Origin of the sequence: Streptomyces sp. NPDC088745, assembly GCF_044751045.1 — a bacterium.
In the GTDB taxonomy this organism is placed as follows: domain Bacteria; phylum Actinomycetota; class Actinomycetes; order Streptomycetales; family Streptomycetaceae; genus Streptomyces; species Streptomyces cremeus.
Genome location: NZ_JBIVLB010000008.1, coordinates 89,531 through 110,067 on the forward strand (window position 1 = coordinate 89,531; position 20,537 = coordinate 110,067).

Genomic DNA, 20,537 nt, shown 5'->3' on the forward strand with positions numbered 1-20,537 from the left:
CGGGAATGGTCGGGGACGGGCCCCCGGGAATGGTCGAGGGCGGGACGCTGGGAACGGCTCCGAGCAGGCTTCCGGGGAACGGTGCAGGGCGGGTTCCCCGGAAGGACTGCGGGCAACGGCGCAGAGCGGGTTCTCCGGGAGGACTGCGGGCGGGATCCGGAACTGTGCGCGTTCCGGATCCCGCCCTGCCGTCCCGCAGGACGGGGTCACGCCCGAGGGGCGGCCCCCACGGTCGGCCCTCGGCGTGTTCGTCACACTATTGCGCTGGTCAGCCCGGGTATATGCCCGAAAGTCCTACCCGTCCATGACTTTGGACCCGAGCCGTTCCTCCGGTGCTCTCCGCTGCTCTCCGGTGGATCGCGGACGGATCTCGGCGGGTTCCCGAAGGGGCCTTGGAGTGTCCCGAGTGGGTCCGCACCGGCCCTCGGAGGGCCCCGGGTGGGGGATTGCGGTGGGTTTCGGCGGTTCGGGGCCGGAGGTCCGGAGGGGGCAACTCCCTTTCCGCGCCCGGATTCTGGACGAGGTCTTCCGCTGAGCGGAGTGGATCGCTACCTTTCCGGCAACGCATAACGCCCCGTGGCAGCGCCGCCTCGGAGCGCAGCCGGTGCCAGGGCCTGCCGGCGGCCTCTGCGCGCGTTGCCGACGGAACCGGTGACGAGCTCGATGCGCAGGAGGACCGCCCGCACTCACCACGGAGGAGTGGGCGTCGTGACCGCGGAGACTTCCCAGACGCTCGACAGAGGACTACGGGTCCTCAAGCTGCTCGCCGACACGGACCACGGTCTGACGGTCACCGAGTTGTCCAACAAACTCGGTGTCAACCGCACCGTGGTCTACCGGCTGCTCGCCACCCTGGAACAGCACGCCCTCGTACGCCGTGACCTGGGCGGTCGTGCCCGGGTGGGCCTCGGGGTGCTGCGACTGGGACGGCAGGTGCACCCCCTGGTGCGGGAGGCCGCGCTGCCCGCGCTGAGGTCCCTCGCCGAGGACATAGGGGCCACCGCCCACCTCACCCTCGTCGACGGCGCGGAGGCCCTCGCCGTCGCCGTGGTCGAGCCGACGTGGACGGACTACCACGTGGCCTACCGGGCGGGCTTCCGCCACCCGCTCGACCGGGGGGCGGCGGGGCGGGCGATCCTGGCCGCCCGCCAGAGCGTCCTGACCGAGCCCGGCTACACCCTGACCCACGGCGAGCTGGAGGCCGGGGCGAGCGGGGCCGCCGCACCGCTGATGGGCGTCACCGGGGTGGAGGGAAGCGTCGGGGTCGTCATGCTCTCCGATTCGGTGCCCGAGCGCGTGGGGCCCCGGGTGGTCGACGCGGCCCGCGAGGTCGCCGACGCGCTCAGGTAGGGGGCCCGGCTGGGGGCGGGCCCCGTAGGAGGTGGGCCGGCAGGAGACGGGCCCCGTAGGAGACGGCCCGGCAGGGGAGGGGCGTGCGGGGCGGCCGATAGATTAAGGGCGTGCTCCCTCTTCTCTCTCGGCTCTCCCGCAACAGCCGTCTCGCCCTCTGCGCCCTGCCCGTCGTCGCGCTGCTGGGGGTGGCGGCCCTGGCACCGCTGCCGTTCGCGGTGGCCCAGCCCGGGTCGGCCACCGATGTCCTGGGCAAGGACAGCAAGGGCCGCCCGGTCATCAACGTGACCGGGGTGCCGGCCCGGGAGACCGAAGGAAAGCTGCGGATGACGACCATCGTGGCGACCGGCCCCTCCATCGACCACCGCTTCGGCGACCTGGCCGACGCCTGGTTCCGGGACGACCGGGCGGTCATGCCGCACAGCGTGGTCTACCCGGTCGGCGGTGACGACAAGGAGATCTCCGAGTACAACCAGGGCGAGATGGTGAAGTCGCAGAACAGCGCCGTCTCCGCCGCCCTCGGCTACCTCGGGGACAAGGGGAGGGGCGCCAAGATCACCCTCAACCTCGCCGACATCGGCGGACCCAGCGCGGGGCTCCTGTTCACCCTCGGCATCATCGACAAGATCGACGGAAACGGTGCGGGCGGCGACCTCACCGGCGGCCTCGACGTCGCCGGTACGGGGACCATCGAGGCCGACGGCACGGTCGGCCAGGTCGGGGGCGTACCGCTGAAGATCAAGGGCGCGAAGGCGGACGGCGCGACGGTCTTCCTCGTACCGAAGGCGGAGTGCGAGCAGGCGGCGTCCGACCTGCCGGACGGCATGCGCCTGGTGCCCGTGAGCACCCTTGACGACGCGGTGTCCTCGCTCAGGGAGCTGGCGAAGAAGGACGGGGCGCGGAAGGTGCCGAGCTGCTGACCGGAGCCGTCGCCGGGCCTGCCTTCGCCGTTCCCGTCGGGCCCGCCCCCGGACTTGCTTCCGCCGTACTCGTCAGACCCGCCGCCGGACTCACCCCCGCCGTATTCGTCAGACCCGCCCCCGGACTTGCCTCCGCCGTTCTCGTCAGGTCCGTCCCCGGACTCGCCCCCGCCGGCCCCTCCGGGGTCGGTGTGTCGTCCATGGTGCGCCAGGACGGGAAGACCAGTGGGCTCAGCGTCGCCAGGAAGTAGAGCCCGCCGACCAGCAGCAGCGCCGTCCTCAGGCCCGCGCCCTCGACCAGGAAGCCCGCCGTCAGGCCGCCCAGCGGGATCGTCAGCTGGCAGCCCGCCATGATGATGCCCGAGACGCGAGTGCGCAGTTCCAGGGGTACGCGCTCGAAGATGACCGTGGACAGGATCGGGTTGAGCGTGCCGACCAGCAGCCCGCCGAGCGCCAGGGTGACCGCCAGCGGCAGCGTGCCGTCCGTCAGCGCGGCGACCAGGAAGCGCGGCACCTCGCCCACGACGAACGCCGCCGTGAAGACCGCCCGCCGCGAGAAGCGGTGCCCCACCGCCCCGTACGACAAGGCCCCCAGCAGCGCGGCGCCGCCGAACAGGGCGCTCAGCAGGCCGAGTTGAGCGGCCCCGCCCAGGTTCTCCCGGGCGTGCACGGGGAAGAGGACCGAACTCCAGGACTGGTTCAGCCCGTTGGTGAGCATCACCATCAGGACGACGGCCGTCAGCAGCCCGCCGGAGGCCACGTACGCGTACCCCTCCCGCAGGTTGCGGCGGTACGTACGGAAGGAGGGCCGGGCCGTCGACCGCATCGGCTCCGCCGCCCGCACCCCGCGCACTCCGGCCGCGACCAGCGCCGCCGAGACGGCGAACGTCGCCCCGTCCAGCAGCAGAACGGCCTCCGCGCCGAGCACCGCGATCAGCACCCCGGCCAGTGAGGCACCGGCCGTCCGGGCTCCGCTCGACGCGGCCTCGAAGAGGGAGGCGGCCCGCGCCAGGCTCGTCCCGGCGTGTTCGGCGAGGTCGGGAACGAGGACGGAACGCGAGGTCATCCCGGGCGTCGCGACCAGCCCGCCGAGCGCCATCAGGGCGCACAGCATCCAGAACTCCAGCACCCCCGCGTAGTGCAGCACGGGGATCGCGGAGACCGTGAGGCCGCAGATCAGATCCGTGACGACGCTGGTGCGCCGCCGTCCGAACCGGTCGATCAGCGGCCCGCCCACCAGCGCGGCCACCACCACCGGCAGCGTCGCGCAGAACGCCACCACGCCGGCCCGGCCCGCGCTGCCGGTGGTCTGGAGCACGAACCAGGGCACGCCGATCAGGGTCAGCGAGTTGCCGGCGGTGGAGACGGTGTGCGCGGCGAGGAGGGCGCCGAGGGGCCGCCGGTCGGGCCCGTCGCTCGCGCTCGGGGGAGCGCTCACGAGACGCGGGCCGTACGGAGCCGGGCGTCGTCGGCGGTACGGACGAGACGCAGCCCCAACTCGACCAGTGCCCAACCCAGTTGGGTGCGCACATCGCGGTGGCCCGGGAGGCCGGGGTGCTGGGCCTCGGCGGCCCGGCGGTGGGTGCCGGCCTCGCGCCGGAGGTCGGCGGAACGGGCGTGGTGCAGGCGGTGGAAGGTGTCGGGGTGCATGGCGGTGCTTCCTCTCGGTCGTGGTGGTGCCGGGGGAGGGGGAGGCCGTGCTGTGCGGGTCATGAGGGCGCGCCGGGTCGGCCGGTGGCGGCGGGCATGCCGAAGCGACCGGTGGCGAGTACGGAAGGTGTGGTGGGTGCGGTGGGTGCTGAGAGTGCCGGGTGCCGTCCCCGGGGAGTCTCAGGTCCTGGGCAGGGGGAATCCGTGCAGGTGGAACCGGTACTGACGGGTGCCTTCCGGCAGGTCCTCACCGTCGTCCGCAGGGCGGTAGCTCTCGATCAACTGGTTGAGACGGGCGTTCAGTTCGCGTGCCGACTCCGGGGTCATGGCCATGGTGAAGTCGCTCATCTCGGTGGACCGCCGCCATTCCTCCGGCCAGTCGCGCGAGGTGGCGATCCAGGTGCTGAGTTCCTGCGTGTGCTGGTTGGCGACCTCGTGCACGAAGAGATCCGCCGCGCCGCGCACCGCCGGGTCCGGGCTGTTGGCCAGCGAGGAGTCGAAGGTGGTCCCGTCGTGGCTGGCCCGCCACCAGCGCTCGCGGCCCTTGCCCCGCTCGGGGGCGTCCTCCACGAAGCCGTACGCCGCCAACTGGCGCAGGTGGTAGCTGGTCGCCCCGCTCGACTCGCCCAGTTTCTCCGCGAGTTGGGAAGCGGTGGCCGGTCCGGTCAGCCGCAGGGCGCGCAGGAGCTGGATGCGCAGCGGGTGGGCGAGGCCGCGCAGGGTGCGGGCGTCGAGGGCGTGAATCCTCCGCTCGGCGGTCGGCTCCGGCGAGGCAGATGCGGGCGCGGGAGCGGGGGTGTTCGCACCCTCAGGAGTGCCGGGGGAGTGGGGGGCGTCCGGAGCGTCGAGTTCGGGCATGCCTCCACCGTAAAGTTGCAAAGAACCCCTTGCAAGGGTTTTTCTGCAACTACTTCTTTGCAACTCGGCCTCTGTCCTCGAAGGGCCGGGTCAGGTCAGCCCGGACGCCTGCTCCACCAGCGGGATGATCCGCAGCGGAACGGGATTCTCCATGACGATCGCCGTGGAGGCCCGAACGATGCCGTCAAAACCCACCACCCGGTCGATCACCCGCTGAAGATCCGCGTTCGAGCGCGCGACCAGCCGGCACAGCATGTCCCCGTGCCCGGTCGTGGTGTGCAGTTCCAGCACCTCCGACACCGAGGTCAGGTGGGCCCGTACGTCCGCCCCCTGCCCCTGCTTGATCTCCAGCGTCGCGAACGCCGTCACCGGGTAGCCGAGCGCCGCCGGGTCCACGTCGGGGCCGAACCCCCGGATGACGCCGTTCGACTGAAGCCGGTCCATCCGCGCCTGTACGGTCCCGCGCGCCACCCCGAGCCGCCGCGACGCCTCCAGCACGCCGATCCTCGGCTCGCGCGCCAGCAGCACGATCAGCCGCCCGTCTAGTTCGTCCACTGCCATGCCCGCCCCCGGGGGGTTGTGGTCCTGTGCGAAGTGCCCGGCCATCCTGGCCTGCCGCCGGGCGGATTGGCCAGTCGGTACGGGTGCTGTGCGTGTTGACGATGGTCATCCTGTACAGATAGCCCGCCCTTACCCGCTCACTGCTGAGCACATTGTCCAGTGTTTGTGCGAACTATTGCGCACCTTGCGAAGTGGCGGGACGCTCCCCCCATGACTGAGACCACGACTGAGCCCACCGGGCACGCCACCCCCACCACCGCGCGCGAGGCCGACCCCTTCCCGGTCAAGGGAATGGACGCGGTCGTCTTTGCCGTCGGCAACGCCAAGCAGGCCGCGCACTACTACTCGACCGCCTTCGGCATGAAGCTCGTCGCCTACTCCGGACCGGAGAACGGCAGCCGCGAGACCGCCAGTTACGTCCTCACGAACGGTGCGGCCCGCTTCGTGTTCACCTCCGTCATCAAGGCGGCCACCGAGCACGGCCGCTTCATCGAGTCCCATGTGGCGGAGCACGGCGACGGCGTCATCGACCTCGCCATCGAGGTCCCGGACGCCCGCGCCGCGTACGCCTACGCCACCGAGCAGGGCGCCACCGGCCTCACCGAGCCGTACGAGGTCAAGGACGAGCACGGCGTGGTCGTGCTGGCCGCCATCGCCACGTACGGCAAGACCCGCCACACCCTGGTCGAGCGCAAGGGCTACGACGGCCCGTACCTGCCCGGCTTCGTCGCCGCCTCCCCGATCGTCGAGCCCCCGGCCAAGCGCACCTTCCAGGCCATCGACCACTGCGTCGGCAACGTCGAGCTCGGCAAGATGAACGACTGGGTCGGCTTCTACAACAAGGTCATGGGCTTCACCAACATGAAGGAGTTCGTGGGCGACGACATCGCCACCGAGTACTCCGCCCTGATGTCGAAGGTCGTCGCGGACGGCACCCTCAAGGTCAAGTTCCCGATCAACGAGCCCGCGATCGCGAAGAAGAAGTCGCAGATCGACGAGTACCTGGAGTTCTACGGGGGCGCGGGCGTCCAGCACATCGCCCTCGCCACCAACGACATCGTCTCGACGGTGCGCACCATGCGCGCGGCCGGTGTCGCCTTCCTCGACACCCCCGACTCGTACTACGACACGCTCGGCGAGTGGGCGGGCGAGACCCGGGTGCCGGTCGAGACGCTGCGCGAGCTGAAGATCCTGGTGGACCGGGACGAGGACGGCTACCTGCTGCAGATCTTCACCAAGCCGGTCCAGGACCGGCCGACCGTGTTCTTCGAGATGATCGAGCGGCACGGGTCAATGGGGTTCGGCAAGGGGAACTTCAAGGCGTTGTTCGAGGCGATCGAGCGTGAGCAGGAGAAGCGGGGCAACCTGTAATTCCCCTGCGGGGCCGGCGTCTTCCCCTCGCGGCCCCTCATTCCCGGTGGCCCCACGGACCTGCCCCGTGGGGCCACCGCCCGTCCCCTCGGACTTCCCCCTCAGCCCTCTTGGGCGACGGGGCCGCCCCAAGGGGGCGGGACGGGCGGGCAAGGGGGCGGCCCCTCCCGCTCCCGGCCCACCCGGGTGCCGCCCCCCCTACGTAAGCGCCTGCACCGGCTGTGCGACCCCGCCGAGGCCGAGAGCTCAGCCCCGGCACCGGGCCAGACAGCCCCCTCCTGCTCAGGCAGAGAGGCCCCGGACCCGCCCCTTTCCCTAAAGCGCTCGCCGCGCGGCTGCCTCCGGTTCCCGTGCAGGAGGGTCGTGGCTGGTCGCGCAGTTCCCCGCGCCCCTTGAAGGGGCACCGCCCCCCCCGAGCAGGGGAAATCAGCGCCGCCGAGGCCCGTTCGACGTCGCGCGTGAGCCGGAAGTGCCGGCCGACGGCGACTTCGCCCGGTACCCCCACACGTTCCGCGGCCCACCCTCTACCGGCTCCCCGAGCCGGTCCAGGGCGGTCCGGGCGCGCGGCGCCCACAGCGGGGAGAACGCCGGGTGCACCCGCAGCGCCTCCGTCACGTGCCTGCGGGCCGCCCCGTACTCGCCCAGCGCCCGCTCGATCTCCCCCCGGTGATAGAGGAACAGCGCGTTCCGCGCCCCCTCCTTCACCGCCCTGCGCGCGTACTCCAGCGCCGCCTCGTCATCCCCCGTACGGTGCAACGCCCACCCCAGCGCGTCCGCCACCTCCGCCCCCGGATGCCGCGAGAACTCCTCCCGCAGCAGCTCCACCGCCGTCTCCGCGTCCCCGTGATCGGCCTCCAGCCGCCCCAGGACCAGATTCCCGCGCACCCCCTGCCTGCGGTTCCACTCCACCTGCGCCCGCGCCACCCCGTACTGCGGGTCTCCGTCCCCCGTCGTCGCCTCCATCAACTCGCCGAGTTCCAACGCGTATTCGGGTCTCGGCAGGCGGGCGAGCGCCGACTTGTACGCCTTCACCGCCTCCGCCGTGCGCCCCAGCGCCGCCAGCGCCCTGGCCCGTCCCGCGACCGCCGCCCCCTGCCCCCGCTCGATGCCCAGCGAGGCGTCGTAGTACCCGAGCGACTCCGTCACATCGCCCCGCTCCCACGCCAACTCGCCCGCCCTGCGGAGCTGTTCCGCCTTCTGCGGTCCGCCGTCCGCCGCGGCCACCGCCTCCGTCGCCAGTACGGCCGCGTCCTCCCGCCAGCCCTTGTCGCGGTACGTCTGCGCCGTCCAGCCCAGCGCCGCGGCCCCGCCGCGCCTCTCCATCAGCTCCTCGGCCGTGCGCGCCGCCGCCTTCGTGTCACCGAGGCGGCCGTACGTGTCGATCAGCAGCGGATACGTCTCCCACGCGTCCGGCGTTCGTTTCCGCACCGCCTCCGCCGCCCGCCCGGCCGCCGCGAAGTTCCCCCGGGCGTGGTCGAGTTCCGCCATCGCCAGCAGCGCCCGGACGTTCCCCCGCTCCGCCGCCCGCACCTTCAGCGAGTGCCGCAGCGCACCCTCCGCCCTCGGGTAGTACACGGCGTCCGCCGTCCGCACCCCCCGCGCCACCAGCGCCGCCCCGAGCTCCGCCCAGGCCCCGTCGTCCCGGGGACGCGCCCGCGCCCGCGCCTGGAGCCCCGCCAGCGCCGCCGCCGACCCGGGCGCCCCGGCCGCCGGCCTCGGCGCGGGCTCCTCCTCGGGCTCCGCCCCCAGCACCACCACAGCCCCGGCCGCCAGCACGGCCACCCCCACCGCCGCCGCCCCGATCCGCCGCCCCCACCGCCCGCCCCGCCCGCGCCGCGGCGCGGACCCGCCGGTACCGCCCGACCCAACACCCTGCTCCGGCTCCCTGGCATCCATGCCGCCACCATGCGCCAGTACGACGAGCACACCCGCGTACCCCTCTCCGTTCCGCAGACGGGTTCACACCGATGGCCCCGAGTGCCAGGCTGGCCCCATGCCCCTGGACGATCTTCAGGCCCTGCTCCGCGCCGGCCTCCCCGACGACGCCCTGGTCACCGACCCCGACGTCGCCGCCTCGTACGCCCACGACATGGCCGGCTTCTGCGCGGCGGGCACCCCCGCCGCCGTCGTCCTGCCCCGCACCGTCGAACAGGTCCAGCACGTCATGCGCACCGCGACCGCGCTGCGCGTCCCCGTCGTCCCGCAGGGCGCCCGCACCGGTCTCTCCGGGGCCGCCAACGCCACCGACGGCTGCATCGTGGTCTCCCTCACCCGGATGGACCGCATCCTCGACATCAGTCCCGTCGACCGCGTCGCCGTCGTCGAACCCGGTGTCGTGAACGCCGTCCTCTCCCGCGCGGTCGCCGAGCACGGCCTCTTCTACCCGCCGGACCCCTCCAGTTGGGAGACCTGCACCATCGGCGGCAACATCGGCACCGCCTCCGGCGGCCTGTGCTGCGTGAAGTACGGAGTCACCGCCGAGTACGTCATCGGCCTGGACGTCGTCCTCGCCGACGGGCGGCTGCTGCGCACCGGCCGCCGCACCGCCAAGGGCGTCGCGGGCTACGACCTCACCCGGCTCTTCGTCGGCTCCGAGGGCAGCCTGGGCATCGTCGTCCGCGCCGTCCTCGCCCTGAAACCCGCCCCGCCCGTCCAGCTCGCCCTGGCCGCCGAGTTCCCCTCCACGGCGGCCGCCTGCGCCGCCGTCTGCGCGATCATGGAACGCGGACACGCGCCCTCGCTGCTGGAACTCATGGACCGCACCACCCTGCGCGCCGTCAACGCCATGGCCCGCATGGGCCTCCCCGAAACCACCGAAGCCCTCCTCCTCGCCGCCTTCGACACCCCCGACCCGGCCGCCGACCTGGCCGCGCTCGGCGCGGTCTGCACCGAGTTCGGGGCCACCGAGGTCGTGCCCGCCGACGACCCGGCCGAGTCCGAACTCCTGCTGAAGGCGCGGCGGTTGTCCCTCACCGCCCTCGAAGCCGTCAAGTCCGCCACGATGATCGACGACGTCTGCGTGCCCCGCTCGAAACTCGCCGCGATGATCGACGGCACCGCCGCCATCGCCGAGAAGCACGACCTCACCATCGGCGTCTGCGCGCACGCGGGCGACGGCAACACGCACCCCGTCGTCTGCTTCGACGCCGCCGACGCGGACGAGTCCCGCCGGGCCCGCGAGTCCTTCGACGAGATCATGGCGCTCGGCCTGGAACTGGGCGGCACCATCACCGGCGAACACGGCGTCGGCGTCCTCAAGAAGGAGTGGCTGGCCCGCGAACTCGGCCCGGTCGGACTGGAGATGCAGCGTGGCGTCAAGGCCGCCTTCGACCCGCTGGGCATCCTCAACCCCGGAAAACTGTTCTGATCCGCACGGACCGGACCCGATGACCACCGGGCGCGACACGGACCGGACCCGGTGGCCGCCGGGCGCGACCCCGACGGCCACTCCCGCCACCTCGTCACCCACCCCGACGTGACCGATCAGCCCTCCCCCTCCTGCTGCGCGGTCGCCAACAGCTCGGCCAGCGCGTCGTCCAGGCCGAGCTGCCCCCGCTCGCTGCCCAGCGGCACGACGTCGAGCGTCCGCTCCACCCAGGCCGACACGGCCGGCGACGACGCCTCGAGCAGCGCGTCGCCGTCCGGCGAGGCCAGCGCCAGACACACGACCGAACGCCCGTCGACCTTGGTCGGCCAGATCCGGACATCTCCGTGTCCGCAGGGCCGAAAGACCCCGTCGACCAGCAGTTCACGGGCGAACGTCCAGTTGACGGGGTAGTCCGAACCGATGTGGAACGTCACATGCGCGGCGTACGGGTCACTCGTCCGGTAGACCAGCCGTGCCGGTACGGGGATGGTGCGTTCGGGGGACAGAACGAGGTTCAGCTCCAGCTCTCGTTCCACGACGGTGTGCTGCACGGGGTTCCGCATGGGGACGCGCTTCCTTTCCGGTACGGGGCCCAGGGGCGGGCCGTACAAGGTGAGAGCGCGCACTCCGCTTCCCATTACGCGACTTCGGCGAAAGTTTTTCCCGACGACCGGCAATGACCGGAAAGTGGTGCATCCGGGCGGAGCGGCCCGGTGGCGGGCGGCCGTCTGGTAGATGTGGACCCCGGAAATCAAGACAACGAGGCCACTCACAGATACGGGACACGGTGATGAGCGCCCCCACACCGGCCAACGGCGAGAACGCACCCGGCCACGGCTTCTATCCCGACCCGTCCATCCCCGGCTACGTCCGTTACTGGAACGGCAGTTCCTGGGTGCCCGGCACCAGCCGCCCGGCCCCCGCGCCCGGCGAGCCGATGCCCGTCCCGCCCCCGGGCGCCGTCCCCGTCGCCTCGCCCGCGGCCTCCGCCGGCCTCCCCGACCTGGCCCAGGTCCCGGCCCCCGCCCCCCGGATGGAGGAAACGGGCCCCTTCCCTTCGGCGACCGAGGCGCCGGGCCCTTACCGTTCCGCCGTGGACGAGCCGGGCCCTTTCCGTTCGGCCGTGGACCGGCGGGGCCCCTTCCCCTCCGCGGCCGAGGAGACGGGCCCCTTCCCCTCCACGGCCGAGGAGACCTTCCGTTCCCCCGCGAACCGGAGAGGCCCCTTCCGGTCCGCCCCGGACGAGACCGGCCCCTTCCCGCCCGCGGTCGAGGAAACCGGCCCCTTCTTCTTCGACGAGGACGAGCAGCCCGCCGCCCAGCACCCGGTCCGCCCCGCGTCCTCCTCCCCTTCCCCGTCCACCCGGCCCGCCGCCACCGGTCCGGCCCGTGAGGCCCCGTCCGGCGCCGGCCACGAGGTCCAGGTCCGCCGCGCCCCCGAGTCCCCGGTCGCCTGGCAGGCCGACACCTCCCGCCAGTCCGGCTTCGGCGGCGACCACGACCGCCGGGTCTCCTGGGGCTCCCCGTCCGACGCGGCCCCGGCGGCCGCCGCTCCCGCCTCCTCCGGTACGCCCCCTACGCGCCCCGCGTCCGGCGCCTCCCGCCCCGCCGCGCCCCTCACTCCCGCCCAGGACCGCGCCCCCGGCCCCCGCGACCCCCGCACCCCGGCCGACGCGCTTCCCGCCCGCGCGGAACGCCCCGCCCTGGAGCCCACCCCCGCCGCCGAACCCGACGGGCGGCGGGGCCGCCCCCAGGGGGCGGGCGGGGCATCCCCCGCACAGGCTGAACCGGGTCCTCGGGGAGGAGGGGCCGAGGGAGCGTCCCTCGCCTCCCCCCGCCCCGCCCCGGAGAACGCCGCACCCCGGACCCCGGCCCCCGCGCCCGCCCCCACCCAGGCCGCCCCCTCCCGCGACGGCACGATGACCATCCGTTCCGTCACCCCCGACACCCGCCCGCCCGCGCAGACCGCCCCCGCCCCCCGGGGCCCCGCCGCAGGACAGGCCCCGGCCGGGTCGCAGGCCCCGGCCCAGTCGCAGGCCCAGACCCGCGTCGCCCCCTGGAAACCCCCGGTCGAGGACCCTTTCACCCGCGCCGCCCGCGAGCAGGGCAACGCCCGTCCGGCCGGCCTCGGCCGCCGTCTCGCCGCCCGCCTCCTCGACACCCTCGTCCTCGGCGCCGCCGTGGCCGCCGTCGCCGTGCCGCTGGTCACCCGGGCCGTCGACCACATCGAGGAGAAGATCCGCGCCGCCAAGCTGTCCGGCACGACGGTCACCGTCTACCTCCTCGACAGCACCACCCTCGGCATCCTGGGCGCCGTCCTCGGCGCCTTCCTCCTCCTGGGGCTGCTCTACGAAGCGGTCCCGACCGCCAAGTGGGGCCGCACGCTGGGCAAGAAGGTCTTCGGCCTCCAGGTCCGCGACATCGAGGAGCACGAGCCGCCCCGCTTCGGCGGTGCCCTGCGCCGCTGGCTGGTGTACGGGGTGCTGGGCGTGCTCGGCATCGGCGTCCTCAACGTGCTGTGGTGCCTCTTCGACCGCCCCTGGCGGCAGTGCTGGCACGACAAGGCGGCCCGCACCTTCGTCGCGGGCAGGCCGGGCAGGCCGGGCGGCCGCTGAGGAAGTCCCCCCGCCGGCCCCGCCCGTCCCCCGAACGGCGTCCGACCCGTTGCGGGCCCCGGACGCCGGGGGTCGACTGCCGGTATGAGCACCGACCAGCCGCCGCCCGGCGTGCCGCCTGAGAACGACCCGTTCCGGAAGTACCCGCCACCCCCTCCGCAGGGCGGCGCCGGCAGCCCGTACGACCAGGGAAACGCCGGCAGCCCGTACGACCAGGGCGGCGCCGGCAGCCCGTACGACCGGGGTGGGAACCTGCCCCCGTACAGCGGCGGCCCCTATGACGGCGGGGCCGGCGGTTTCGGCGGCGCCGGCGGCTACGGCGGTGCCGACCCGCTCGCCGGGATGCCCCCGCTGGCCTCCCTCGGCAAGCGCTTCGTGGCCCGCCTCATCGACATGCTGATCGTCGGCATCCCGATGGGCCTGCTGGGCATCCCGTTCGGCTCCTACGAGCGGGTCACCGAGACCACGGACGACTTCGGCGACACCTTCACCCAGGTGACCTCCGGCAAGAGCCTGCTCTGGTCGGTCGTCGTCATCGCCGTCTACCTGGCGTACGACACGATCCTCACCGCGAAGAACGGCCAGACGATCGGCAAGCGCGTGATGGGCCTGCGGGTCGCCGTGCTGAACGACGGCCGCACCCCGACGACCGGTGTGGCGCTGCTGCGCGCCGCGGTGCTGCTGGTGCCCGCGCTGGTCTGCTGCTACTGCCTGTGGTGGCTGGTCAACCTGGTGATGGTCGCCGTCGACAAGCCCTACCGGCAGGGCCTGCACGACAAGGCGGCGAAGACCGTCGTGGTCACCACCGCCTAGTACGAGGCGCGGAGGGCGTCCCCTCCGGGCAGCCTCCCGCGTCTAACCGCGCAGCGAGTGCTCGCCCACCGGGGCCGCCGAGGGGCGTGCGCGCGGACCGGGGACCCGGACCTCGCCGTACGCCTCGGTGGCGGCGGGCGCGGCGGCGGCCGCGGGACCGGCGACGGTCGTGCGCGCCGCCGCCGCGGTTTTCCGGGCCCCCCGCGCCCCCGGCATCGGCACCGTCATCGCCACCAGCACCCCCAGCCCCAGCGCGGCACACGCGATGACCGCGACCCAGGCCCCCGACGTGGTCTGCGAGAGCAGCAGCATGGCGAGGGTGGAGAGCACGGTCGTGAGGGCGCCGTACGCGCACTGGGCGACGGTCGGCGTCGTGAGCTGGATCCGGTGCGGAGTCTGGCGCGTGAGCTGCATGGCAGTTCCGTCCTCGGAGCACGGGGGGCGGGGTCGCGGGGTCCGGGCTGACCCTACGACCATGAGGTTCCCTCGTGGAACGTCAAGTAAGCGTGACCTCACACACGGTGCCGGTGCATGGGGGGCGCACGGTGTCATGCGCCCGTCCGCCCTGTGAGACGCGAGCGCCGGTACGGCCCGGGCCGCCCGGCCGCCTCCCCAACTGCCTAGCGCTTACATCCATTTGATGTCAAGGACTGTCTTTTCTTCGCCAACTCCGGTCGAATGGCGTCACTTGTGACGCGCGCCGCGAACGGTACCCCTCCTACCCCATCGGGATCGGCCGGCGGCCGCGGGGGAGGAACCACCAAGTGAGCAGCAAGAGACAGGTCTTCCGCGGCACCGCGATACTCGCGGCCGTCGCCGCAACGGCGGCCACCGCCTCGGTCCACGCCACCGCGCGGGCCGACGAACGGACACCGGCGCCCATCGAGCGCCAGGACCCGGCGCACACGGAGACCGGCAAGGGCCAGGGCAGCGACCACGGTCACGGCGGCAAGGGCCACCTGATCGACGGCCCCTTCACCGCCCAGCAGGCCCAGCAGCGGCAGACCGCGCTGGAGCAGGTGCTCAGCGGCAGGGCCAGGACCGAGAAGCGCGGCAGCTCGCAGGTCGTCAAGCTCGGCGACAAGAAGTACGTGGAGCTCGGCCGCGAGCGCACCGACCAGATCTTCACCATCCTGGTCGAGTTCGGCGACAAGGTCGACAACACGACGATGTACGACCCGGACGGCGACGGCCCCAAGCCCCCCGTCCCCAAGTACGGCGGGACGCCCGGCCCCCTGCACAACCGGATCCCGGAGCCGGACCGCACGAAGGACAACTCCACCGCCTGGAAGAAGGACTACAACCAGGCGCACTTCCAGAACCTGTACTTCGGTTCCGGCAAGGGTCCCGACGGCAAGCCCGTCGACTCCCTGAAGACCTACTACGAGAAGGCCTCGTCGGGCCGCTACTCGGTCGAGGGCAAGGTCACCGACTGGGTCAAGGTCGAGTACAACGAGGCCCGTTACGGCTCCAACTACTGCGGCAGCGACAACTGCCCCAACGTCGAGGACCTGGTCCGCGACGGCGTCAACGCCTGGGTCGCCAAGGAGAAGGCGGCCGGGAAGACGGACGCGCAGATCAAGGCCGACCTCGCCAAGTACGACCAGTGGGACCGCACCGACCACGACAACGACGGCAACTTCAACGAGCCGGACGGCTACATCGACCACTTCCAGGTCGTGCACGCCGGTGAGGACGGCTCGGCCGGCGGCGGCGCGCAGGGCGGCGACTCCATCTGGGCGCACCGCGGCTACGCGTACAGCCGCGACGACGGCGAGACCGGCCCCGGCGGCTTCAAGGCGGGCGGCGTGCCCGTCGGCGACACCGGCATCTGGGTCGGCGACTACACCGCGCAGCCCGAGAACGGCGGCCTCGGCGTCTTCGCCCACGAGTACGGCCACGACCTGGGCCTGCCCGACCTCTACGACACCACCAACCAGGCCGAGAACTCGGTCGGCTTCTGGTCCCTGATGTCGGCGGGCTCCTGGCTCGGCACCGCCAAGAACGAGATCGGCGACCTCCCCGGCGACATGACCGCCTGGGACAAGCTCCAGCTCGGCTGGCTGAAGTACGACAAGGCGAAGGCCGCCACGACCTCCCTGCACAAGCTGGGCGTCTCGGCGTACAACACCAAGAACCCGCAGGCCGTCGTCGTCGAACTCCCCAAGAAGAACGTCACCACCGAGGTCGTCGCGCCCGCCGAGGGCAGCAAGCAGTGGTGGTCCGACTACGGCGACAACCTCTCCAACACCCTCTCCCGCGACGTGGACCTGACCGGCAAGAAGTCGGCGTCCCTGGAGCTCAAGGGCTGGTGGAACATCGAGAAGGACTACGACTACCTCTACACCCAGGTCTCCACCGACAACGGCGCGAGCTGGAAGACCATCGACGGCAAGGCCGACGGCCAGACCATCCCGCGCGACGGCGGCGACAAGCCGGCCCTGACCGGTGACTCGACCACGTACAAGAACCTGGTCTACCCCCTGGACGCCTACGCCGGCCAGAAGATCGGCATCCGCTTCCGCTACAAGACCGACGGCGGCGCGGGCGGCAAGGGCTTCGCGGCCGACGCGATCACGGTCAAGGCCGACGGCGCGGCCGTGTTCACCGACAACGCCGAGACCGAGGGCGACAACGGCTGGACCGTCCGCGGCTTCTCCAAGGTCGGCGCCTCGATCAACGGCGACTACCCGCAGTTCTACCTGGCCGAGAACCGCCAGTACGTCTCGTACGACAGGACCCTGAAGTCCGGCCCGTACAACTTCGGCTGGCGCAAGGCCGGCGACCCGAAGTACAACTGGGTCGAGCACTACGCCTACCGTCCCGGCCTGATGATCTGGCAGTGGGACACCTCGCAGCGCAACAACAACGTCTCCGAGCACCACGGCAAGGGTCTGCTGCTGCCCGTCGACGCCAACGCCAAGCCCCTGAAGTGGGCCGACGGCAAGCTGCTCAGCAACAAGATCCAGCCCTACGACGCCGCCTTCTCCTGGTGGCCCTCGGCCGGCTTCACCCTCCACAAGCAGGGCGTCCCCACCAAGATCCCCGGCCACCTGGGCACCCCGGTCTTCGACGACCGTAAGGGCACCTACTGGTACAAGGAGAACCCCACCGGGAGCGTCCAGACAACTGACACCAACACCCGGATCTCCATCGTCAGCCAGCCCCTGGACGGCCGGACGATGACCATCCTGGTCGGCAAGAGTGGTCGCTGACGACGACTTTTAGGCCATTCCCCCAGGTCAGAGCATGATCGGCCGTCGCCCCTCTAGCGGGCGGCGGCCGATCACGTTTAGATGCCTCTTACGTACTCGCTATTGACGCGACGTCTTACGGACTTCCTCTCCGGGGTCCTGCGGCGTCGCACGGGGGAGTGATCGGCATGTCCGCAGGAGGTTTCAACAGACTTCCGAACGGGAGCGTGGTGGTGGCCCTGACCCTGCCGCGCCCCGGTCCCTCCGGCACCAAGGTCCGCATCCTGGTCCTCGCCGCGAACCGCGCGAGGGCGCTGACGAGGCTGCGCAACCTCGGCCTCCGCGCCGTCTACCTCCGCGGCAACACGGAACCCCCCACCCCCGACGAGATCACCGCCGTCCTCCACCACCCCGACGGCCTCCTCTGGCGCACGGCCCCCCAGTCCCGCCAGGAACTCTGGCACCCGATACGCAGCCTGATGCGCCCGGCGACCTGAGCCCCGGGCAGCGGACTCAGACCACCGGCTTGCCCGTGAGGGTCACGCCCGCGTCCCGCAGCTCCGTCAGGGCCTGCTCCGTGGTCGTCGCGGAGACGCCCGCCGTCAGGTCCAGCAGGACGCGGGCCGTGAAGCCCTCACGGGCCGCGTCCAGGGCCGTGGCGCGGACGCAGTGGTCGGTGGCGATGCCGACCACGTCGACCTCCGTCACGTCGTGGGAGCGCAGCCAGTCGGCCAGGCCGGCGCCGTTCTCGTCCGTGCCCTCGAAGCCGCTGTACGCCGCCGAGTACGCCCCCTTGTCGAAGACGGCGGCGATCGACCCCGAGGCCACCGCCGGGGCGAAGTTCGGGTGGAAGCCCACGCCCTCCGTGCCCGCGACGCAGTGCACCGGCCAGGAGTCCACGTAGTCCGGGGTGGGGGAGAAGTGGGCGCCCGGGTCGATGTGGTGGTCACGGGTGGCGACCACGTACCGGTAGCCCGCCTGGGACTCGCCGACCAGGTCGGTGATCGCGGCGGCCACGTCCGCGCCGCCCGCGACCGCGAGGCTGCCGCCCTCGCAGAAGTCGTTCTGCACGTCGACGACGATCAAGGCGCGGTGCATGTGTCTTCCTCACGTGGTGGGGCGGCGGAGTGGCGTACTCCCGCTACCGAGGGTAGGGATCGCGGCCCGCCCGCGGGAGGGGGCGTCCGCGGGCGGCCCGGGTCAGACGTACTCGGTCGGGATCACCGGCTCGCCCCGGGAGAGCTGCACCGAGGACATGGGGAGGGCTCCGCGCGCCGCCGTGTGGCGGGCGCGGGCCGCGTCCAGGGGCTCGCGGGCGACGACCTCGCCGGAGCGGACCAGTTCGACCTGGAGCCGGTGGTCGGCCAGCTCCGCCGGGACCGTCCCCGTGCCGATGACCTCGGCCTCCGCGATGCCGTACGCGTCCGGGCGGCGCGCCGCCCACTTGCGGCCGCCGCGCGAGGACTTCGCGCCCATCGACTTCTTCGCGACGGGGATCAGGGGGTCCTGGGGGTCGGCGGACCGGGCGCGGGCGACCAGTTTGTAGACCATCGAGCAGGTGGGGTGGCCGCTGCCGGTGACCAACTGCGTTCCGACGCCGTACGCGTCCACCGGCGCCGCCGCGAGCGAGGCGATGGCGTACTCGTCCAGGTCGGAGGTGACGACGATCCTGGTCTTGGTCGCGCCCAGCTCGTCGAGCTGCTGGCGGACGCGGTGGGCGACCAGGAGGAGGTCGCCGGAGTCGATGCGTACCGCGCCGAGGTCGGGGCCGGCGATCTCGACGGCCGTACGGACGGCCTCGGCCACGTCGTACGTGTCGACCAGCAGCGTCGTGCCGCTGCCGAGCGAGTCCACCTGGGCCCGGAAGGCGTCGCGCTCGGTGTCGTGGAGCAGGGTGAAGGCGTGCGCGGAGGTGCCGACCGTGGGGATGCCGTAGCGGAAGCCCGCCGCCAGGTCCGAGGTCGAGGCGAAGCCGCCGACGTAGGCGGCGCGCGCGGAGGCGACGGCGGAGAGCTCGTGGGTGCGGCGGGCGCCCATCTCGATCAGCGGGCGGCCGCCGGCGGAGGCGGACATCCGGGAGGCCGCGGCCGCGATCGCCGAGTCGTGGTTGAGGATCGAGAGGATGACCGTCTCCAGGAGCACGCACTCGGCGAAGCTGCCCTCGACGCGCAGGATCGGCGAGCCCGGGAAGTAGACCTCGCCCTCCGGATAGCCCCAGATGTCCCCGTTGAAGCGGTACGAGGCCAGCCACTCCAGGGTCGGCTCGTCGACGATGCCCTGCTCGCGCAGGAAGGCGAGCAGGTCCGCGTCGAAGCGGAAGTTCTCCACGGCGTCCAGCACCCGGCCCGTACCGGCGACCACGCCGTAGCGGCGGCCGGAGGGGAGCCTGCGGGTGAAGACCTCGAAGACGGAGCGCCGGTCGGCGGTGCCCGCGCGCAGGGCCGCCTGGAGCATGGTCAGCTCGTACTGGTCGGTGAAGAGCGCTGTCGACGGGACGTCCACCGGCAGGCCGAGATCCGCTGTGTTCATACGACGGATGCTACCCCTGATCTCGTCAGAGTGACGAAATCTAAGGACGGAAGTGGGGCCGTTTGTGCGACGGGCCCGGTGCGGTGGCAGCATGGGAAGGGTGAGTGTCGCCCCCGTAGAGATCGAACGCCCCGAGTCGGCCGAGGAGACCTTCCTGGTCCCCGAGCCGGACACCCCCTGGGTGACCCTGGTCCACAACGACCCGGTCAACCTGATGAGTTACGTGTCGTACGTCTTCCAGACGTACTTCGGGTATTCCAAGGAGAAGGCGAAGAAGCTGATGCTCGACGTCCACCACAAGGGGCGCGCGGTCGTCTCGGCGGGCAGCCGCGAGGAGATGGAACGCGACGTGCAGGCGATGCACGGGTACGGACTGTGGGCGACCCTCTCCCAGGACCGCGGCTGATGGCCGGTTACTTCGAGGCGGTCCCCGGCGGCGGCGCGGCCATCGCCCTGGACACCGTCGAGACCTCCATCCTGCGCTCGCTCGCCGTGCAGCTCCTGGAGATGATCGGCCCCGGCGACGAGCCCGTCGAGGGCGCCGACCCGCTCGCCGCGCTCTTCGCGGAGGGCCCCAGCGAAGCCCCGGCCGACCCGGCGCTGGCCCGGCTCTTCCCCGACGCGTACGCCGATCCGCGCGGCGAGCCCGACGAGGAGGCGCGGGCCGCCTCCGCCGAGTTCCGCCGCTTCACCGAGAACGACCTGCGCACCCGCAAGCGCGAGGACGCCCTGTCCGTCGTGCGGAACCTGGACGCGCTGGCCCCGGCGGCGGGCGAGCCCGCGCTCGTGCTGAAGCTGGCCCCCGAGGAGTCCCGGCGCTGGCTCGGGACGCTGAACGACCTCCGCCTCACCATCGCCTCCCGCCTCGACATCACCGACGAGGACGAGAGCGAGGAGCTGTACCGGCTGCCCGACGAGGACCCGCGCAAGCCGATGGTGATGGCCTACCTGTGGCTGGGCGGGATGCAGGAGACGCTCGTCGAGACGCTGATGCCGTAGCCGCACATCGAGGCCATATCAAGGGCTGGACAGTACGTGTTCGCTCAGCGGACGCTCAAATCCGAATAACGGTTAGGTCAAACTCCCCTGCACGCTTTGCCGTCGCAGGGGAGTTTTGTCCGCTTTTCCCTGTGCAATAGGGCACAAAGCGACGAACGATCACCCCCGCGTCCGTGATAAATCTGCACGACCACCCACGGACGCCACCCCTGTCCCGTGGGGGCGCTCACGCCGGCCGAACCCGGCGATGCACTCCATCCAACATCCGGGGGCACCCGCCCTGACTCAAGGATCGTCACAGTCGGTCCGAG

The 20,537-nt window shown here is 72.3% G+C and carries 19 protein-coding genes; 10 read left to right on the forward strand and 9 right to left on the reverse strand.

Going from position 1 to position 20,537, the window contains the following annotated elements:
• Window positions 1-708: 708 nt before the first annotated feature.
• Window positions 709-1,350: a helix-turn-helix domain-containing protein gene (locus tag ACIP93_RS21875; protein WP_345222502.1), complete on the forward strand. Its 642-nt coding sequence runs from the start codon at window positions 709-711 to the stop codon at window positions 1,348-1,350.
• A 110-nt stretch (window positions 1,351-1,460) separates the two neighbouring features.
• A complete protein-coding gene (locus tag ACIP93_RS21880) occupies window positions 1,461-2,270 on the forward strand; it encodes a hypothetical protein (protein ID WP_401761115.1) in 810 nt (269 codons plus the stop codon).
• Here the strand turns inward: ACIP93_RS21880 and ACIP93_RS21885 are convergent.
• From ACIP93_RS21885 to ACIP93_RS21900, 4 genes are all read right to left on the reverse strand, one after another.
• Window positions 2,221-3,708, reverse strand: a complete 1,488-nt coding sequence (locus ACIP93_RS21885) for an MFS transporter (RefSeq protein WP_401761116.1) — start codon at window positions 3,706-3,708, stop codon at window positions 2,221-2,223. The two genes, ACIP93_RS21880 and ACIP93_RS21885, sit on opposite strands and share 50 nt — an antisense overlap.
• A complete protein-coding gene (locus tag ACIP93_RS21890; RefSeq protein WP_401761118.1) occupies window positions 3,705-3,920 on the reverse strand; it encodes a hypothetical protein in 216 nt (71 codons plus the stop codon). Before ACIP93_RS21890 ends, ACIP93_RS21885 begins: the two co-directional genes overlap by 4 nt.
• Before the next feature lie 180 nt (window positions 3,921-4,100).
• Window positions 4,101-4,778 (reverse strand): ArsR/SmtB family transcription factor, encoded by a 678-nt coding sequence (locus ACIP93_RS21895; RefSeq protein ID WP_401761119.1) that lies wholly within the window; start codon window positions 4,776-4,778, stop codon window positions 4,101-4,103.
• A 90-nt stretch (window positions 4,779-4,868) separates the two neighbouring features.
• Window positions 4,869-5,339 carry an Lrp/AsnC family transcriptional regulator gene (locus ACIP93_RS21900; protein ID WP_401761121.1) on the reverse strand — a complete coding sequence of 157 codons (471 nt, stop codon included), beginning with the start codon at window positions 5,337-5,339 and terminating at the stop codon, window positions 4,869-4,871.
• A 210-nt stretch (window positions 5,340-5,549) separates the two neighbouring features.
• Here ACIP93_RS21900 and hppD point away from each other — a divergent pair, with 210 nt between their 5' ends.
• Window positions 5,550-6,710, forward strand: a complete 1,161-nt coding sequence (gene hppD, locus ACIP93_RS21905; protein WP_401761122.1) for a 4-hydroxyphenylpyruvate dioxygenase — start codon at window positions 5,550-5,552, stop codon at window positions 6,708-6,710.
• 426 nt (window positions 6,711-7,136) lie between these two features.
• Here the strand turns inward: hppD and ACIP93_RS21910 are convergent, their stop codons facing one another.
• Window positions 7,137-8,606 (reverse strand): tetratricopeptide repeat protein, encoded by a 1,470-nt coding sequence (locus ACIP93_RS21910; RefSeq protein ID WP_401761124.1) that lies wholly within the window; start codon window positions 8,604-8,606, stop codon window positions 7,137-7,139.
• Between the two features lie 97 nt (window positions 8,607-8,703).
• Here ACIP93_RS21910 and ACIP93_RS21915 point away from each other — a divergent pair, with 97 nt between their 5' ends.
• Window positions 8,704-10,077 (forward strand): FAD-linked oxidase C-terminal domain-containing protein, encoded by a 1,374-nt coding sequence (locus ACIP93_RS21915; protein WP_345222522.1) that lies wholly within the window; start codon window positions 8,704-8,706, stop codon window positions 10,075-10,077.
• 116 nt (window positions 10,078-10,193) lie between these two features.
• Here the strand turns inward: ACIP93_RS21915 and ACIP93_RS21920 are convergent, their stop codons facing one another.
• A complete protein-coding gene (locus tag ACIP93_RS21920; RefSeq protein ID WP_345222524.1) occupies window positions 10,194-10,640 on the reverse strand; it encodes an SsgA family sporulation/cell division regulator in 447 nt (148 codons plus the stop codon).
• A 227-nt stretch (window positions 10,641-10,867) separates the two neighbouring features.
• Here ACIP93_RS21920 and ACIP93_RS21925 point away from each other — a divergent pair, with 227 nt between their 5' ends.
• Both ACIP93_RS21925 and ACIP93_RS21930 read left to right on the forward strand, forming a co-directional pair.
• A complete protein-coding gene (locus tag ACIP93_RS21925) occupies window positions 10,868-12,691 on the forward strand; it encodes an RDD family protein (RefSeq protein WP_401761126.1) in 1,824 nt (607 codons plus the stop codon).
• A gap of 84 nt (window positions 12,692-12,775) precedes the next feature.
• The gene (locus ACIP93_RS21930) at window positions 12,776-13,504 is read left to right on the forward strand and encodes an RDD family protein (protein WP_401761128.1); all 729 of its coding nucleotides are present in this window, start codon (window positions 12,776-12,778) and stop codon (window positions 13,502-13,504) included.
• A gap of 42 nt (window positions 13,505-13,546) precedes the next feature.
• On the opposite strand, the gene ACIP93_RS21935 is transcribed toward ACIP93_RS21930, so the two are convergent.
• Window positions 13,547-13,918: a hypothetical protein gene (locus ACIP93_RS21935; RefSeq protein WP_345222530.1), complete on the reverse strand. Its 372-nt coding sequence runs from the start codon at window positions 13,916-13,918 to the stop codon at window positions 13,547-13,549.
• Window positions 13,919-14,268: 350 nt separating this feature from the next.
• Between ACIP93_RS21935 and ACIP93_RS21940 the strand changes: the two genes are divergently transcribed.
• Complete coding sequence (locus ACIP93_RS21940; protein ID WP_401761129.1) at window positions 14,269-16,719, forward strand: immune inhibitor A domain-containing protein; 2,451 nt, start codon at window positions 14,269-14,271, stop codon at window positions 16,717-16,719.
• Between the two features lie 167 nt (window positions 16,720-16,886).
• Complete coding sequence (locus ACIP93_RS21945) at window positions 16,887-17,195, forward strand: hypothetical protein (RefSeq protein WP_380837362.1); 309 nt, start codon at window positions 16,887-16,889, stop codon at window positions 17,193-17,195.
• Window positions 17,196-17,211: 16 nt separating this feature from the next.
• On the opposite strand, the gene ACIP93_RS21950 is transcribed toward ACIP93_RS21945, so the two are convergent.
• Together ACIP93_RS21950 and ACIP93_RS21955 are read right to left on the reverse strand one after the other, a co-directional pair.
• Window positions 17,212-17,796 carry an isochorismatase family protein gene (locus tag ACIP93_RS21950; RefSeq protein ID WP_345222539.1) on the reverse strand — a complete coding sequence of 195 codons (585 nt, stop codon included), beginning with the start codon at window positions 17,794-17,796 and terminating at the stop codon, window positions 17,212-17,214.
• A 102-nt stretch (window positions 17,797-17,898) separates the two neighbouring features.
• Window positions 17,899-19,227 carry a nicotinate phosphoribosyltransferase gene (locus ACIP93_RS21955; protein WP_345222542.1) on the reverse strand — a complete coding sequence of 443 codons (1,329 nt, stop codon included), beginning with the start codon at window positions 19,225-19,227 and terminating at the stop codon, window positions 17,899-17,901.
• A gap of 91 nt (window positions 19,228-19,318) precedes the next feature.
• Between ACIP93_RS21955 and clpS the strand changes: the two genes are divergently transcribed.
• Both clpS and ACIP93_RS21965 read left to right on the forward strand, forming a co-directional pair.
• The gene (clpS, locus tag ACIP93_RS21960; RefSeq protein WP_345222545.1) at window positions 19,319-19,633 is read left to right on the forward strand and encodes an ATP-dependent Clp protease adapter ClpS; all 315 of its coding nucleotides are present in this window, start codon (window positions 19,319-19,321) and stop codon (window positions 19,631-19,633) included.
• Window positions 19,633-20,226 carry a DUF2017 domain-containing protein gene (locus ACIP93_RS21965; protein WP_401761132.1) on the forward strand — a complete coding sequence of 198 codons (594 nt, stop codon included), beginning with the start codon at window positions 19,633-19,635 and terminating at the stop codon, window positions 20,224-20,226. The genes clpS and ACIP93_RS21965 overlap by 1 nt, the downstream gene beginning before the upstream one ends.
• The last annotated feature ends 311 nt before the right edge of the window (window positions 20,227-20,537 follow it).